Below are 13,812 nucleotides of genomic sequence, written 5' to 3'. Positions count from 1 at the left end.
CGAACCACACGGTGAATATGCGTGACGCCGGGGAGGAGGGAGAAGATCCAGAAGTGAGCTGGCGCGCCAGTCGTCTGCGAGGCGGATACAGTTGTGGCGGCTAGGCTGACCCTGGAACATCGTCCGTTCCTGGTTAGGTCCCTTGGCTTTGCGTCCTGCCCTCTCGGGCAGTTTGCCTTTGTCACGCGCCGGGAACGATCTCAGAATCCGATCCACTCCCGACAGTCATCAGTATAGCAGAAACTGCCGGCACCTATTCGCCCACAACAGCCTGAGAGAGAGCCGAACAGGGAACAATAGGATGAGAGTCTGAGAAAAGGCCGCCGCCGGCGGTCTCAGTCTGGTCTGCCGAGCTATTCCAGGTCAAAAAAGTTTCGTGCGATACGATGGCGCGTGAAAGAACCAGGTGTAACCGACAGGCTCGAACAGAAACCGACCGGTCCGGCCTGTACTGGAAGTTAAGGTTAGGTCGCACTTGCCGATAATGTAAGTGAATACGTTCGTGTATTTAATGGAGTGCGAATAGCGCATGGCACAACGGCGGATCCCGCTGCATGAGCTGAGGGTCGGGATGTATGTGATCGGGATCGATCGCTCCTGGCTTCTCACACCATTTTTACGACATCACTTCAAGGTCCGCGACAGCGCCGATATCGAGAGCCTCCGTCGAGCCGGCGTCGCAGAGGTGACGATCGATACCGACCAGGGGCTGGAGGCCGTGGGGTCAGACGGCCATCAGCCGGCATCTTCCAATGAGGGGCTGGATCCTCAAGCCGCATCTTCCGAGGCAATAGGAGCAAGGCATACTACCGTAGAAACCCCGGTGGTCCTGGCGGAAAACTTGGCCCTGGCCAAACAGCGGCGCACTGAATGGATGGGCCGACTGAACCGGCTCTTCGAGGGAACGCGGGCCACCGGACTGGTGTCATATACGGAGGCCTGCCAGCTGGTCGAAGAGATGATCGGCGTGATTCTGGAGCGCCAAGCGGCCTGCTATGCCGTGATCAGCCTGCAAGAATCCGATCCGACCCTGTATGAGCATGGAGTCACAGTTTCCATGCTCTCGATTATTTTGGGACAGGCCCTGGGCTATCCGCGCGAGGCCTTGCGGCAAATCGGAGTGGGCGGGCTGCTGCACGATATCGGCCTGATCCGGCTTCCCCGGAACCTGATCAAACGGACCAAGACGATGACGGCGGCGCAAACGGCCTTGTATGACAGTCATCCGAGTCAGGGGATTGTGATTCTTGAAAAGAGCGGGATCAGCGATGAGGTGATTCTGTGCATGCTCCGGCACCATCATGACGTGGGCGAGGTATCAGACCCATCGCCTGTCCCGCCGGCTGGGCGAGAGCGGCCGCACAGGATTGTGGGCGTAGCCGATCAGTACGATGAGCTCTTGACCGGCCAGTCCGGCCTGCCGCCAATGTCGGCGGGCCAGGCGATGACGCAGCTGTATCAGCGTTATCAGCGGCTGCAATCCTTGCAGGAGAGCGTGGCGCATTTAATCCGGACGCTCGGCGTGTATCCGCTCTATAGCATCGTGGTCTTGAATACGGGCGAATGGGGAGTGGTGGGCGCCATCACGCCGGGGAAGGCGCATTTGCCGACGATTTATCTGTTCCGTGATTCCAATGGACGTTCGTGCGCGCCGCCGGTTGAGGTGGATCTCTCCCGGGAGCGGGAAGGCGGGCGAGCCATTCAGGATGTCCGTGACCCCAGGCGGGAGCATGTCGATATCGAATCGATCTTGCGGCGGGTCGCGGCATGAGTCTTCCCTCTCCGTCACAACACGAGCCTCAGGACGGCGGCGAGGTCACGTGGATGCCGACCCGTGAGGATGCCCAGCTTCTTCTGGAGGCGTCTGGGGAATGTGTGTTTCTTACCGATCGCGAGGGCCGCATTCTGGCCCTCAATCCCATGGCACAACAGATGGTGGGCCGGACGCGCCAGGTGCTGGGCCTGTCGTTTCATGATCTGATGGGCTGTCTGTTGCCGGCAGACCACGCCCCGGCCCTCTGTCCGGTGGAGCATGTGGTGCAGACAGGCGAAGTCATGATGCTGGTGTCGCACCTGTGGAAGCGCGGCGACCTCCACTATGAACTGTCGAGCTCGTTCTGGCCTCGCCTGCAGCGGGGCAGACGGATCGGCGCGGTGATTGTCTGCCGCGATCTGACATCCGCGATCGAGGCGCAGCGCGATGTGCAGCGGGTGGCACACCTGGCCGAGGATGCGCCGAACCCGATTGTCGAGTTCGAGGCCGATGGGACGATGCGGTATGCGAACGCCGCGATGGTGGAGCTCATCACGCAATGCGGGGCGCTCCACACCGGCGTCGAGGCGGTGTTGCCGGCCAACCTGTCCGCCATTCTCCGCAACTGTCTGAGCGCGCGCGCCCCGTCGGCCCGGATCGAGCATGCGGTGGCCGGCCGCGTCATTGCCTGGTCCTTCTTTCCGCTCGGGGAATTGGAGCAAGTCCGCGCTTACGGCCTCGATATCACGGCGGACGTCGCCTTGCGGCGGGCGAAGGAAGCGGCGGAGGAGTCGGCCCGAGCCAAGGGGATTTTTCTGGCCACGATGAGCCACGAACTGCGCACGCCGATGAACGGGGTGCTGGGCTGCACGCAACTGTTGCAAGACACCTCCTTGACCGAGTCCCAGCGGCAATTGATCCAGACGATGGAGCGATCGGCCCAAGCCCTGCTGGGGCTGGTGAATGACATTCTCGACTTTTCGAAGGTTGAAGCGGGCAAGCTGACGCTGGAGACGGCGGAGGTGGATCTGCGGTCGTTGATCGAGGATGTGGTCACGCTGGTTTCGGAGCTGGCCAGGCAGAAAGGCCTGGCGCTGGCGGTCAAGGTTGCGCCCGGCGTTCCCCAGGAGCTGCGCGGCGATCCTGTCCGGCTGCGGCAGTTATTGTTCAATCTCGTCGGCAATGCCATCAAGTTTACCGAGACGGGTGGCGTGGAGGTTTCCGTCGAACAACCTGAATCCACCGGGGATATGGCGGGCCGGATGCTGTTGAGATGGAGCGTGACGGACACCGGCATCGGCATGACGGAGGAACAGCAGGCGCGATTGTTCCAGGCCTACTCGCAAGCGGATGCCTCGACGGCGCGCCGGTTTGGCGGAACCGGCCTCGGGCTGATGATTTGCCGCCAGCTGGTGGAGCTGATGGATGGCGAGATCACCGTGCAGAGCCGGATCGGACAGGGCACCACGTTTTGCTATACGACGGTCTTGTCGCTGCCGCTCGAACGGACTGTGGGCGGGCCTGCCGACAGCGGGATCCGGCGGAACGCCGTGCCAAGAGTCCTGGTTGCCGATGACAATGAGATCAATCAAGTGGTGGCGAGCAAATTCCTGCAGAAACTCGGATATCAGGTCGAGGTGGTGCCTAACGGGCGGGAGGCCGTCGAGATGCTGGCCTGCGCCTCGTATGACGCGGTGTTGCTGGATTGCGACATGCCGGAGATGGACGGCTATGAGGCCGCGCGTTTGATTCGGCAGCGGGAACAGGAGCGCGGCACCCGGGTGCCGATCATTGCGCTGACCGGGCATGTGTCGCAGGATGCCATTGACCGGTGCCGGCAGGCCGGCATGGATGACGTGATGACCAAGCCTGTGACGCTCACGGTGCTGCGAACCATGCTCGACCGTTTTCTGGAAGGCCCGACGCCATAGCCCACGCCGGAAATTTCCGTCTTCCCCCGATAGATGCCTTCAATCATGACGATTGGAACAATCGAATGGACCTCCTGCGCCCGTTTCCATTAGGGTATGCCGAGCTAGAATAGACCCCAAGGGGGAGATGGCGATGCCGAATGGAGGAACACAGCGGGTGGTGCTCTACAGCGACTTCAACTGCCCCTTCTGCTATGCGATGCATGAGCAGTTATGGGAGTTGGGACTTGCCGAACAGGTGGAGTGGCGGGGCGTCCAGCATGCCCCGTATTTGCCGGTGCCGATGGCGAAATGGGCGGGCGCGATGCACGCGGAGCTTCGTCAGGAAGTGGCGATGGTCGGGCGGCTCGCGCCGGCGTTGCCCATTACGGTGCCGGGCGGGAAGCCCAACACGCGGGCGGCGATTCGTACGGCGGCAGCCGTGCTCGCACGCGATCGGCAGCAGGGGGAATCGCTGGTGCGCGCGCTGTATGGCGCTTTCTGGAGAGACGGAGCCGATCTCTCGGATCCTGCCCTGCTCAGGAGTTGCGCGGGGGTGACCGAAGAGGATCTGCAGGATGCTTCTGCGGAGGTGCTGCAGACGGTAGACCGATGGGATGATGAGTGGCGGCAGACGGGGCAATCCGGCGTGCCTCTGCTGGTGGGGCCGGATGGAGCGCAATTGGTCGGGTTCGTCCGGGCCTCGGAGGTGGTGCGATTTGTCCGGCTCGTTTGACCTCTCCGTATTCTGTGCCTCCGGCTATCGGGTCGTGAGTATTAGAGCCCGGTCGAGTAGAGCCGAATGCCGGCCCGTCATTGGTGGGCTGATCCTGCAAGAGGAACATGGTAGGGTGAGCTCATGACAGGGCTATCTTTTCCTGACCGTCAGGTGTTCGAAGAAGACTCGATGGATGCGGGGATGAACGACGCGGATCCCGAACGCCAGGCCTTGCGGTCGGCCGCCGAGCTGTTGGCCAAGGTGCTCGACTCGGCGATTGCGATCCCTGGGACGCGGATTCGTATCGGCCTGGACCCGCTGTTTGGGATGGTCCCCGGGATCGGGGATGTGTTTGCCAGCGCGATCGGATCGGTCATTCTCCTCATCGCGGCCCGGCTGCAGGTGCCGAAGATCGTCTTGCTGCGCATGGGGATCAATCTGATGATCAACGGGATCGTCGGCATGATTCCCGTCGCGGGGGATGCGTTCTCGATCTGGTTCCAGAGCAATCGTCTCAATGCGCGGCTCCTGGCGGACTATGCCAGGCCGTCGCCGCCCCGGTCGACGGCGGGCGATTGGCTGGCCGTGGGCGGCGTGTTGCTCGTTTGTCTCAGTGCGGTGGTCGGAGCGATGGTGCTGGTGCTCTGGCTGGCGGGGCAGGTCGGGCAGTTCTTGCAGTAAGAGACCGGAGTGTAACAACAAGGCATGAAGAAGACAGCGGCCGGTCCAGCCGGAGCGGAACAGGCAGCGGGCACCATCCTGGTCGTCGATGACGAACCGGCGGTCTGTTACGTCACCGGAGAAATGTTGAAACAGCAGGGATTTCCCGTCCTCTGCGCGGAAAATGGCGAGCAGGCCCTGCGCCTGTTCGCGGAGCATCGGGAGCGGATCGCCTTGCTCCTGACGGACATTGCCATGCCGAAGCTGTCAGGACCGCAGCTGGCGCAGCAGCTTCGCGCGCAACGGCCGGGCTTGCCGGTGCTGTTCATTTCCGGGGTCGTGTCGCCGGCCAATTTCGAGGGCATCATGGGCGGATGGCTGATCACGAAACCCTATGGGCCATCCAGCTTGGCGGCAAAGATCCGCGAAGTGTTGCGGGCGTCCGTCTCCGGTTTGTAAGGCCCGCGTCTCCCGCCGACCGTCAGACAGCACACCATTCATGAGAAGCTACAGTTGCGGGGAGGGGGCCGGAGGAGGGAGGACCTTCGTCCAGCGGATACTGGTCTTTCCGTCGCTCGTGGTCAATCCGCCCTCATGGAAGGCCACGATATCGACTGTGCGCTGCCGCTTCTGCGCCGGTTGCAGCCGGGGGACGCCGGCTTTGGTCACGATCGTCCCGCGCAGCGTTTCGATAATCAGGAGATCCGCCGCGGCCGAGGGTTTAATCGACCAGACAAACGACGCGGGGCCTCCGGCGTAGGTGCCGGTGCCTTCCCAGCGTCCGACGAGCGCGGGATCGACCGTCTTCAGTTGAAACACGGGCACACTCGTCGCCTCGTGCCGCAGCTCCCAGAGCTCGGCGGGAATCTGCGCGGGATCCTGGTCCGGCTGCAGCCGGCTCCACGTGGCATGGAGACTGCCGGTGCTGGAGAACGATTGCGGGGTGCTCGTGAGATAGGTGCCCTTCCAGGCGAGGCCCTTGAAGGTGTTCGACCGTTCGAGCGACCAGCGGCCGGCGTCGGCGTTCACGACCCCGTCGAATTGCATCATCGACGAAAGCGTCCAGGTGCGATTCGGCTGAATCACCAGCAGCAGTTCATGCTTGATCGCGCCCTGCAGCGCGTGCGCATGCCAGGTGCCGGTCAGGCCGGCCAGGTCGATCGGGACGGATTTGGCCGGCCCGGACGAAGTGCCCGAGACAGCGGGAAGCGTCTGCGTCATCGCCGCCTGGCTGGTGCGAGCCGTGGCGGCCGGCGGCATGGAGGCAGCCGGTGCGGAGGGCGGTACAGAGCCGGCCGAGTCCCCCGCCACGAACGTCGAGCCGCCATAGCGAGCCGCGGCCATCTTGCCCAGTTGCGTGACCGAGTCCGGAAGATTGGTCTGAGAAAGGGAGGAGACCATGACCGTCACCAGCGCCTGTCCGCGGATGAAGCTCAACCGCGCCAAGGAGGGCGGCGAATAGACCCGCACCGCGCCGTCGGCCAAACCGGGAAGGAGATCGCTGTCCCGCCGGAGCCGCTCTTTATTGAACCAGGTGCGGCGGTCCTTGCCTGCGGTTTCATCCACTTGCACCGTCACGGCATTGGAGTTGTTGCGGCTGGCTTTGAAGACACAGGTGTTCGGATCGGTGAGTGCCCCAGCCTGAACCCGTTCGCCCAGAGCCCGTTCCGCCTCGGCTGCGGTAATTAACGAACAGGGGTCGGTCTGGACCGATGGCAGATGCGACTCCTCGCCACAGGAGAGGAGCGTGAGGCACAGCAGCGAAAGCGCAGACAACGGCAGCGATCGAATCATAGGGACCACGACTCCGGGATGAACTCTAGTCGATTGTACAGCGATCCGGAGGGCAGTGCTATCACTCATTCGAGCGGCAATCAGCCGGCGACGAACGTGAGCGAGACACCGTTGATGCAATAGCGGAGGCCGGTTGGCTTGGGACCGTCGTCGAAGACATGGCCCTGGTGGCCGCCGCAGCGGGCGCAGTGGACCTCGATGCGGGTCATGAAAAATTTGGAATCGGTGCGCGTCTCCAGCACCTTCGGGTCGATCGGCTGCCAAAAGCTCGGCCAGCCCGTGCCGCTGTCGAATTTGTGTTCGGATGAAAACAGGGGCAGATCGCAGCCGGCGCAGTGGTACAGCCCTGCCAGATGATTCTCATGGAGGGGGCTGGTAAAGGCCCGTTCCGTATCTTCATGCCGCAACACCCGATAGGCCAGGGGCGACAGCTGGTTCTTCCATTCCTCGTCCGTCTTCGTGACTTTCACAATCGGGCCGATATCGATTTTGGGAGGCATAGGGGATCTCCTTTAGCTGGATGGGCGTCGCATCTATTCAGGAGTCGAACGATAGGTCCAATCCTTACATAGGCCCCTGCGGAAGGGCAAGGAGCGGGGGAGCGTCCTGCCTATGACAGGGGGACGGAGGCATAGCCCCTGGGACACACAAGCTACGGCTCTGGTTTCTTCTCAAAACCCTTGAGGAACGGCGCGATGGTGTCGATGGGGATCGGGAAGATCGTCGTCGAGTTTTTCTCCGCCGCGATTTCCACCAGCGTTTGCAAATACCGGAGCTGCAAGGCGGCCGGGTTGCGGCTGATCACATCGGCGGCATCGGCCAGGCGGCGCGAGGCCTCGAATTCGCCTTCGGCATGGATAACCTTCGCGCGCCGTTCGCGCTCCGCTTCCGCCTGGCGCGCGATGGCCCGTTGCATTTCCTGCGGCAGGTCCACGTTCTTCACTTCCACGGCGGTGACTTTGATGCCCCAGGGCTCCGTCTGCTGGTCGATGATCCGCTGGAGGTCGGCGTTGATCTGCTCCCGCTTCGACAGCAGGTCGTCGAGCTGGCTCTGCCCCAGCACGCTCCGGAGCGTCGTTTGCGACATCATGGAGGTGGCATAGAGATAATCTTCGACTTGAATGATGGCGCGCTCCTGGTCCACCACCCGGAAGTAGATGACGGCGTTCACCTTGACGCTGACGTTGTCCTTGGTGATCACGTCCTGGGGCGGCACATCCATCGCCACCGTGCGCAAACTGACCCGCACCAGTTTGTCGATAAACGGCAGGATGATCACCACGCCGGGCCCGTTGCCCCCGACGAGCCCGCGCGACAGCCGGCCCCAGCGGAAGATCACCGCCCGTTCGTATTCCCGCAGGACGTTGAACCCCATCAGAATCAGGATCAAGACGAGAAGCACGGCGGCAAATGGACTGAACAGCATATCAGGCCTCTTTCTGTGTGGAGAGGGGTTTCACGTACAATCGCAAGCCATCCATGCGCACCACTTCGGCTTCGTCCCCCGCCCGGAGCGGCTGGTCGCTGGTGGCTTCCCAGAGTTCGCCATGGACCGCCAATTGGCCGTGCGGCGCCAGCGCCGTCTTGGCAATGCCCACCAGCCCGACCATTTCCTCCCGGCCGGTCACCGGCCGCCGCCCCATCGCCCGCAGGCCCATGCCGACGATCAAGAGGGAGAAGGCTCCCACAAGGAGGACCACCGGCAGGATGACCGACCAGGAAATCTGCAGAAACTCCGCATCGGTCTTGATTAGCATCACCGATCCGAGGAGCATCGACACGACCCCGCCGATGCCCAGCAAGCCGTAACTGGTCACGCTGGCTTCCAGAATGAAGAAGACGATCCCGAGCAGGAACAAGAGCACGCCCGCATAGTTCACCGGCAGCGACTGAAAGGAGTAAAAGGCCAGGATCAGACTGATGGCCCCGACGACGCCCGGCAGAATCGCGCCGGGATTATAGAGCTCGGCGATGATGCCGATCGTGCCGATGGTCATGAGCAGATAGGCGATGTTGGGATCGCTGAGCGTCTTGAGCAGTTCGAGGCGAAGCCCCATCGGGAATTCGCGCACCGTGGCATCCGCCGTGTGCAGCACCGCCGGTCCGCTGGAGAGGGGAACCGTGCGGCCGTCCAGCTGTTTGAGCAGCGCCGGGATGTCTTCGGCAATCAGATCGACGATCTTCAGCTTCACGGCCTCCCGTTCCGTCACCGACACACTCTTCCGGACGGCCTCTTCCGCCCAGGCGGCGTTCCGGCCCCGCTGCTCGGCGATTGATTTGAGATAGGCCACGGAATCGTTCTCCACCTTCTCCTTCATCGTCGCATCCATCTCGCCCCCGCCCACGGACACGGGATGGGCGGCGCCGATGTTGGTGCCGGGCGCCATCGCCGCCACATGCGCGGCCATCGTGATAAAGACCCCGGCCGAGGCGGCCCGCCCGCTGGAGGGCGCGACATAGACGATCACGGGCACAGTGGCGCCGGTCAGATCCTTGATGATGAGCCGCATCGACGTATCGAGGCCGCCGGGCGTATTGAGGCGGATGACCAGCGCCTGCGCCTTCGTTTCTTGGGCCGACGCGAGCGCATCGTGCAGATATTCGGCGGAGACCGGATTGATGATCCCGTCATAGGTGGCGAGCACTACGGACGATTCGGCGCGCACAGAAAGCGGGGCAGTCAGCAAGACGGCGAACATCGCGCCAACCGCGATGAGCCGGGACAGGAGCCGCAGACAGGGAGGACTGCTCGGGAAGTCCATCGAGGTGTCCCTCCGGCACATCCGAATCAGAATAAACCGTTACCGGCAATTTTGAGCATACGAGCCGCCGGAAGGGGTGTCAAGGAAGGGGGAGGGGTGTGCGGCGGAGACGATCCCTCCGCCTGCTCCGGCACTGTGGCGCGACCACGCTACGTGGATCATCTGCTCAACGCCGAAACTTGTTCCGTTCAATGCGTCGCCTGAACGGATCTTCGAACATCGGCATTGCCAGCCAGGAGCTGGCCGCAGCTGATCAACAAGCGTGGTGCCCGCGCCTTCGTGCATGTCGCAGGTGGAGGGTCGTCTCCGCCGCACGTGGAGAAGGAAGATGAGGCTCTATGAGAGGGGTATTGTCTGCGCATGCCGGACACTGGACCATCGCGCATAGGGAAACGGTGAGTCAGAAAAACTCCCGTGCCCGTGATGCTTAAAAAAACAGGGGGTGTGAGCGACGTGGGAGGCAACCCTTCGCTCGAAGAGATGGGCAGTGGAGTCTTCGAGCTGCGCTCACAGCCCCTATCTACCGGATAATCATAATTTGGCTCTCGTCAAGAATGGGCGTTGCGAGGGGAAAAGGCTGAGGGATAGACAATAAAAAAGCGGAGCGGAAGCAGGTTCTGAGAGATGTGTGTCAATTGCTGAGATCTCGGAGGGGTTTTAGACTTCCCACCCATCGGTGGGCCTGCTCACCGCCCCTACACCCGACCTCGATTCCATTGAGTGTTCCTCTCACCAACCTCCGCCCACTATATAGATAACGTGTGTTGGCCCATGATCAAGGAGGGGAGACGGGACGGACCACTTGTGCCGGTTGTGGTTGGGCGATGCGCATCGGCCACACTGGGGAAAGGCGGAGGAAACCTATTGCTGCACCAAAAGATCGAGCGTCAGTTGGTCGGGCTGGCCGTCGAAGTACTTGAGCAGGGCGTCTTTGAAGAGTGCGTTGTCGGTGGCAGCGGTCGAAAACAAGGTCAGGCAGGAGCGGAATTTCAGATGGTCGGGATACCCGAAGATCTCTTCAGCGCTACGCCCCTCCACGTCGAGAACAAGCTGCGTACATGCTCGGAGTCTGGGACCAAGGATAGCGTGCTGTATGTAAGCCTTGGCCTCGTCGAGAGAGGCAATGGCAAACTGCTGCGCCATGCTACTGCGGCCAAGACCTGTGATTTGAGGAAAGATAAACCAGATCCAGTGACTACGCTTTCTTCCGGCCCGCAGCTCAGCAAGGACTGTGTTGTAGGTGTGCGCTTGTGCGTCGAGGAAGCGGTGGAGATTGTAAGCGTCGGTCATGATCTGTGCCGGTAACACTAGGCGGTCTCAGGTTTTGCCAAATTTTGAACAATTCAGAATGTTAAAATTTTATTCTCAGGAGGGGGAGGTGATTCCGGTCAACAGACGAAAGCATAGGCGTGGCTATAATTCAGCAGGGGATGTCATTGCGTCAAGTTCATCCGTTAGATCAAATAAGCGACAATCTGATCCCGGTAGGGAATATGTATGAGTATTATAAGCCTTAGGGTGAGCGTAGCAGACTTGCAGCGATTCTTCTTCAAATGCAGCTAAGGCAGTGCCGAGAGTTGATATCTTTGTGTTCATGGGGGCGATTACGGTGTTGTGACCTGGGAATTTCTTTGCCTGTTCTAGAATTGTGCGTCTAGTATCAAGAGGGTCGATGCATGAGAATTGGAATTGTTCAACCTTTGCAATTACGGTGGCCTTTTTTTCGACGAGCTCCAGGAGTTTTCTGTGAAACACTGCGTTGGTAGCATGGTGTTCTTTGCTTATGGAGGCTGATTGCTCTCCTATGCCTAGTGAGATAATTGCTGGATCGTAGGCCTCAATGACCTTCTCGGCTCGCTCGCTCTCAAAACCTGCCAATACAACTAGATGCAGTTTTCTCGATGGTAGTAGATTGCCTGGATACCCAAGGACTGAGCGGATATCATCTACACCTTTGCTGAGCCATTTTTGTTCGTCAGGTAGATCTGTTGCGTATTGGCTGGCGCCAGTATAGCCAGCAATGATCTTAAATCTATGCACTGAGTTGCGGAGTATCCGAATGAGTATAAGCAATTGCTCGTGAGTAAATGTTGTAATATCAACAAATATGGTTCCCCCAGATATTATGGGGGCAGCAGCCAGAGTTTCAGAAAAATGATCTGCTGCCAATAGGGGGGCGTCAGTTCGAATATTCAGTATCTCGTGCTTTGACGGATAGAGATTCTTCAAGGCCTCGATATTCTTGCTGGCAGATTCGGCATAATCTTCGTTTACACAAAACACGGCATGACCGACCCGATTTGGCGTGATCGCTCTTGCGAGAGACTGGGATCGCTTCTCGAAGCTTGCACACCCAATGAAGAGATCAATCTTATCCGGAGCATAATTATGCAGTTCGGCAAGAGAGATTTTAGTTGAAAGCTTCACGAAGAAGTTTCCTCCGAAAAGAGATCTCGTTGAGAACTGCCAATTACTTCATCATCTATTCGGTTCTTAATGCTGCGCAGGGTTGTGGTGGGATGTAGGATAGCACTTCGCAAAAATTCGTTGGTGACGAACTTATATGCGGAGAAGCCGGTTGGGTCGAGTAGGAAATGGGGTGCCATCATACGGCTTAGAACGTAGAGTCTAGTTCGCCCTGTTCCTTCCTTTGTGCCGATTGCAGCTTCATAGAGGTATCCATTCTCAATCCCAAGTTTCAGGACTTCCTTAACTTCGGGATCTAGTTCGTCAGAAAGAGCAAATGAAAATATCCGACGTTCGGCTGCGTTGGAGACAAGGATCATTTGGAATAAGCCACCCAAAACTGTCACGAGATTTTTGAGGCGTTGAGTTTTCGTAACATTGTCGGGATTTTGTTGCTCGTCTATCGCTAATCTGTCGAACTCGGCCATCATGAAATTGTCTGACTGTCCCTTGAGAATGTCGTGCTGAATTCTGGGGTCAATAAATTGTACCGTGCCATGTTTGGAATGTTTTCTTTGCTCACCGTACATAAGAGACGCGGACTCAAGGAAGTGACGAATAACACCAGAAGAAATATGAACGATCTGTTTGAACCCTGCGTAACGATAGGTGGATCCTTGCTTGCTGCTTCCCCTTAACCGCTTAATATACTCTGGTCTGGCATAGCGATAAGCGTCGTCTTCTGGACGATACCCACGACCAAACTTTGGCCAGTTGGCTTTAAGCTCTTTGGCTATTTCTTCAATTTTAGCCTCTTGCGCCTTGTCCTCTGGGAAGAATTCTTCGGGAGATGCGGTGATGGCTGCTCTTTGCAGCCGTTTTCTTACAATCTCTTTAACCCAGTTTGGATACCGCTCTTTGGGAGAGGTATAGATGCTGGTAATATTACTTTCTGAGAAATCATGTGGTGAGGCTATCTTGCCTTCGTTGATTGTGCGATAGGTCTTGTAGTTCAATTGGGTGGCGATTTTAAGGCAAACGAAGTCTGTGCTTCGGGAAGATACCCAGGTGTTAAGTATTTGGGTTTGTTTTTCGCTGAGATTGTCTGCGTCATCGATCATCAGAAATATAGGGCCGCTGGGCATGAAGCTTAGGCTAGAGAGATCTTTGAAAAGTGGAAGTAGGAAATCATGAAATCCCAACAATGCGTCGGAGTACGGCATATCCTTCCCTGTGAATGAAACTGTTCGGAGGTATGCGATGGTCCTTAAGTAGAGGCTGTCAAAGAGCTTTACGAGATCCGCAAGAGTTGTTGGTTTCTCAGCCTCTGATTTCGGAGTCCAACCTGCTTGTTGCAAACGCTCAAGGATTCGCGAGCAAGTCTGGAAAACTTCTTTGGATTCTGCTTCGGACAGATTGCTAATACTAACTGCAGAATCAATTGCGAAAATTGTTTTTGTGGCGAAAAAAAGAGCCATTGCATGTTCTGCAAGGATAACCTCAGCGAATTTATCTTTGAGACGAGCAAATTCACTAAGTCTTAGATCTGTAGCTTTAATTGAGGCATATACACCGAAGTAAGGGAGCTGTTTAAGGGACACGTTTCGACTTATCATTTGGCAATCAGGTGCCATAAAGCGCAGCATCATGCTCTTGCCTGACCCGCGAGGCCCGTGAAGAAATGCATGTCCAGTCTTTTGGACGTTGAAGTAATCTGAGAAGATGTCAACGAACAAATCTACTATCTCTTGGGCTGACATGCCTTCTGGAGTTTGAACGGAAAAAGGATTTTGGCCAATGACATCCATA

General features: G+C 58.6%; 12 protein-coding genes and 1 riboswitch. Of the genes, 5 read left to right on the top strand and 7 right to left on the bottom strand.

All coding sequences use genetic code 11. The features are described from left to right. Positions 1–92: 92 nt before the first annotated feature. Positions 93–187: riboswitch (cyclic di-GMP riboswitch) on the bottom strand. Between the two features lie 342 nt (positions 188–529). From RI101_06815 to RI101_06795, 5 genes are all read left to right on the top strand, one after another. Then, on the top strand, positions 530–1,771 hold the full coding sequence (locus RI101_06815) for a DUF3391 domain-containing protein (GenBank protein ID MEC4889759.1): 1,242 nt from the start codon (positions 530–532) through the stop codon (positions 1,769–1,771). Then, entirely contained in the window at positions 1,768–3,684 is a 1,917-nt protein-coding gene (locus RI101_06810) for an ATP-binding protein (GenBank protein MEC4889758.1), read from the top strand. Before RI101_06815 ends, RI101_06810 begins: the two co-directional genes overlap by 4 nt. 133 nt (positions 3,685–3,817) lie before the next feature. Continuing rightward, a complete protein-coding gene (locus RI101_06805) occupies positions 3,818–4,399 on the top strand; it encodes a DsbA family protein (protein ID MEC4889757.1) in 582 nt (193 codons plus the stop codon). A 123-nt stretch (positions 4,400–4,522) separates the two neighbouring features. Further along, entirely contained in the window at positions 4,523–5,062 is a 540-nt protein-coding gene (locus RI101_06800) for a DUF4112 domain-containing protein (protein MEC4889756.1), read from the top strand. Positions 5,063–5,086: 24 nt separating this feature from the next. Continuing rightward, complete coding sequence (locus RI101_06795; GenBank protein ID MEC4889755.1) at positions 5,087–5,500, top strand: response regulator; 414 nt, start codon at positions 5,087–5,089, stop codon at positions 5,498–5,500. A gap of 48 nt (positions 5,501–5,548) precedes the next feature. Here RI101_06795 and RI101_06790 read toward each other — a convergent pair whose 3' ends face one another. From RI101_06790 to RI101_06760, 7 genes are all read right to left on the bottom strand, one after another. Next, the gene (locus RI101_06790) at positions 5,549–6,835 is read right to left on the bottom strand and encodes a hypothetical protein (GenBank protein ID MEC4889754.1); all 1,287 of its coding nucleotides are present in this window, start codon (positions 6,833–6,835) and stop codon (positions 5,549–5,551) included. Positions 6,836–6,915: 80 nt separating this feature from the next. Continuing rightward, entirely contained in the window at positions 6,916–7,335 is a 420-nt protein-coding gene (gene msrB, locus RI101_06785; GenBank protein MEC4889753.1) for a peptide-methionine (R)-S-oxide reductase MsrB, read from the bottom strand. A gap of 152 nt (positions 7,336–7,487) precedes the next feature. After that, the gene (locus tag RI101_06780) at positions 7,488–8,261 is read right to left on the bottom strand and encodes a slipin family protein (GenBank protein ID MEC4889752.1); all 774 of its coding nucleotides are present in this window, start codon (positions 8,259–8,261) and stop codon (positions 7,488–7,490) included. Position 8,262: 1 nt separating this feature from the next. After that, positions 8,263–9,597 carry a nodulation protein NfeD gene (locus RI101_06775; GenBank protein MEC4889751.1) on the bottom strand — a complete coding sequence of 445 codons (1,335 nt, stop codon included), beginning with the start codon at positions 9,595–9,597 and terminating at the stop codon, positions 8,263–8,265. 861 nt (positions 9,598–10,458) lie between these two features. Continuing rightward, complete coding sequence (locus RI101_06770) at positions 10,459–10,887, bottom strand: DUF1810 domain-containing protein (protein MEC4889750.1); 429 nt, start codon at positions 10,885–10,887, stop codon at positions 10,459–10,461. Between the two features lie 123 nt (positions 10,888–11,010). After that, complete coding sequence (locus RI101_06765) at positions 11,011–12,024, bottom strand: hypothetical protein (GenBank protein ID MEC4889749.1); 1,014 nt, start codon at positions 12,022–12,024, stop codon at positions 11,011–11,013. Further along, positions 12,021–13,811, bottom strand: coding sequence for a hypothetical protein (locus tag RI101_06760; GenBank protein MEC4889748.1), 1,791 nt, complete (start codon positions 13,809–13,811; stop codon positions 12,021–12,023). The genes RI101_06765 and RI101_06760 overlap by 4 nt, the downstream gene beginning before the upstream one ends. Position 13,812: the final 1 nt, after the last annotated feature.

The organism is Nitrospira sp. (genome assembly GCA_035968315.1).
In the GTDB taxonomy this organism is placed as follows: Bacteria; Nitrospirota; Nitrospiria; order Nitrospirales; family Nitrospiraceae; genus Nitrospira_D.
The sequence above is the reverse complement of the archived record's forward strand: the minus strand, read 5'-3'. Positions and strand labels throughout refer to the sequence as shown.

Bases quoted from the DNA above. Each gene is read 5' to 3' on its own strand.
- RI101_06795 (MEC4889755.1), top strand. From the start codon at position 5,087: ATGAAGAAGACAGCGGCCGGTCCAGCCGGAGCGGAACAGGCAGCGGGC.
- RI101_06800 (MEC4889756.1), top strand. From the start codon at position 4,523: ATGACAGGGCTATCTTTTCCTGACCGTCAGGTGTTCGAAGAAGACTCG.
- RI101_06770 (MEC4889750.1), bottom strand. From the start codon at position 10,887: ATGACCGACGCTTACAATCTCCACCGCTTCCTCGACGCACAAGCGCAC.
- msrB (MEC4889753.1), bottom strand. From the start codon at position 7,335: ATGCCTCCCAAAATCGATATCGGCCCGATTGTGAAAGTCACGAAGACG.
- RI101_06815 (MEC4889759.1), top strand. From the start codon at position 530: ATGGCACAACGGCGGATCCCGCTGCATGAGCTGAGGGTCGGGATGTAT.
- RI101_06790 (MEC4889754.1), bottom strand. From the start codon at position 6,835: ATGATTCGATCGCTGCCGTTGTCTGCGCTTTCGCTGCTGTGCCTCACG.
- RI101_06780 (MEC4889752.1), bottom strand. From the start codon at position 8,261: ATGCTGTTCAGTCCATTTGCCGCCGTGCTTCTCGTCTTGATCCTGATT.
- RI101_06775 (MEC4889751.1), bottom strand. From the start codon at position 9,597: ATGGACTTCCCGAGCAGTCCTCCCTGTCTGCGGCTCCTGTCCCGGCTC.
- RI101_06760 (MEC4889748.1), bottom strand. From the start codon at position 13,811: ATGGATGTCATTGGCCAAAATCCTTTTTCCGTTCAAACTCCAGAAGGC.
- RI101_06805 (MEC4889757.1), top strand. From the start codon at position 3,818: ATGCCGAATGGAGGAACACAGCGGGTGGTGCTCTACAGCGACTTCAAC.
- RI101_06810 (MEC4889758.1), top strand. From the start codon at position 1,768: ATGAGTCTTCCCTCTCCGTCACAACACGAGCCTCAGGACGGCGGCGAG.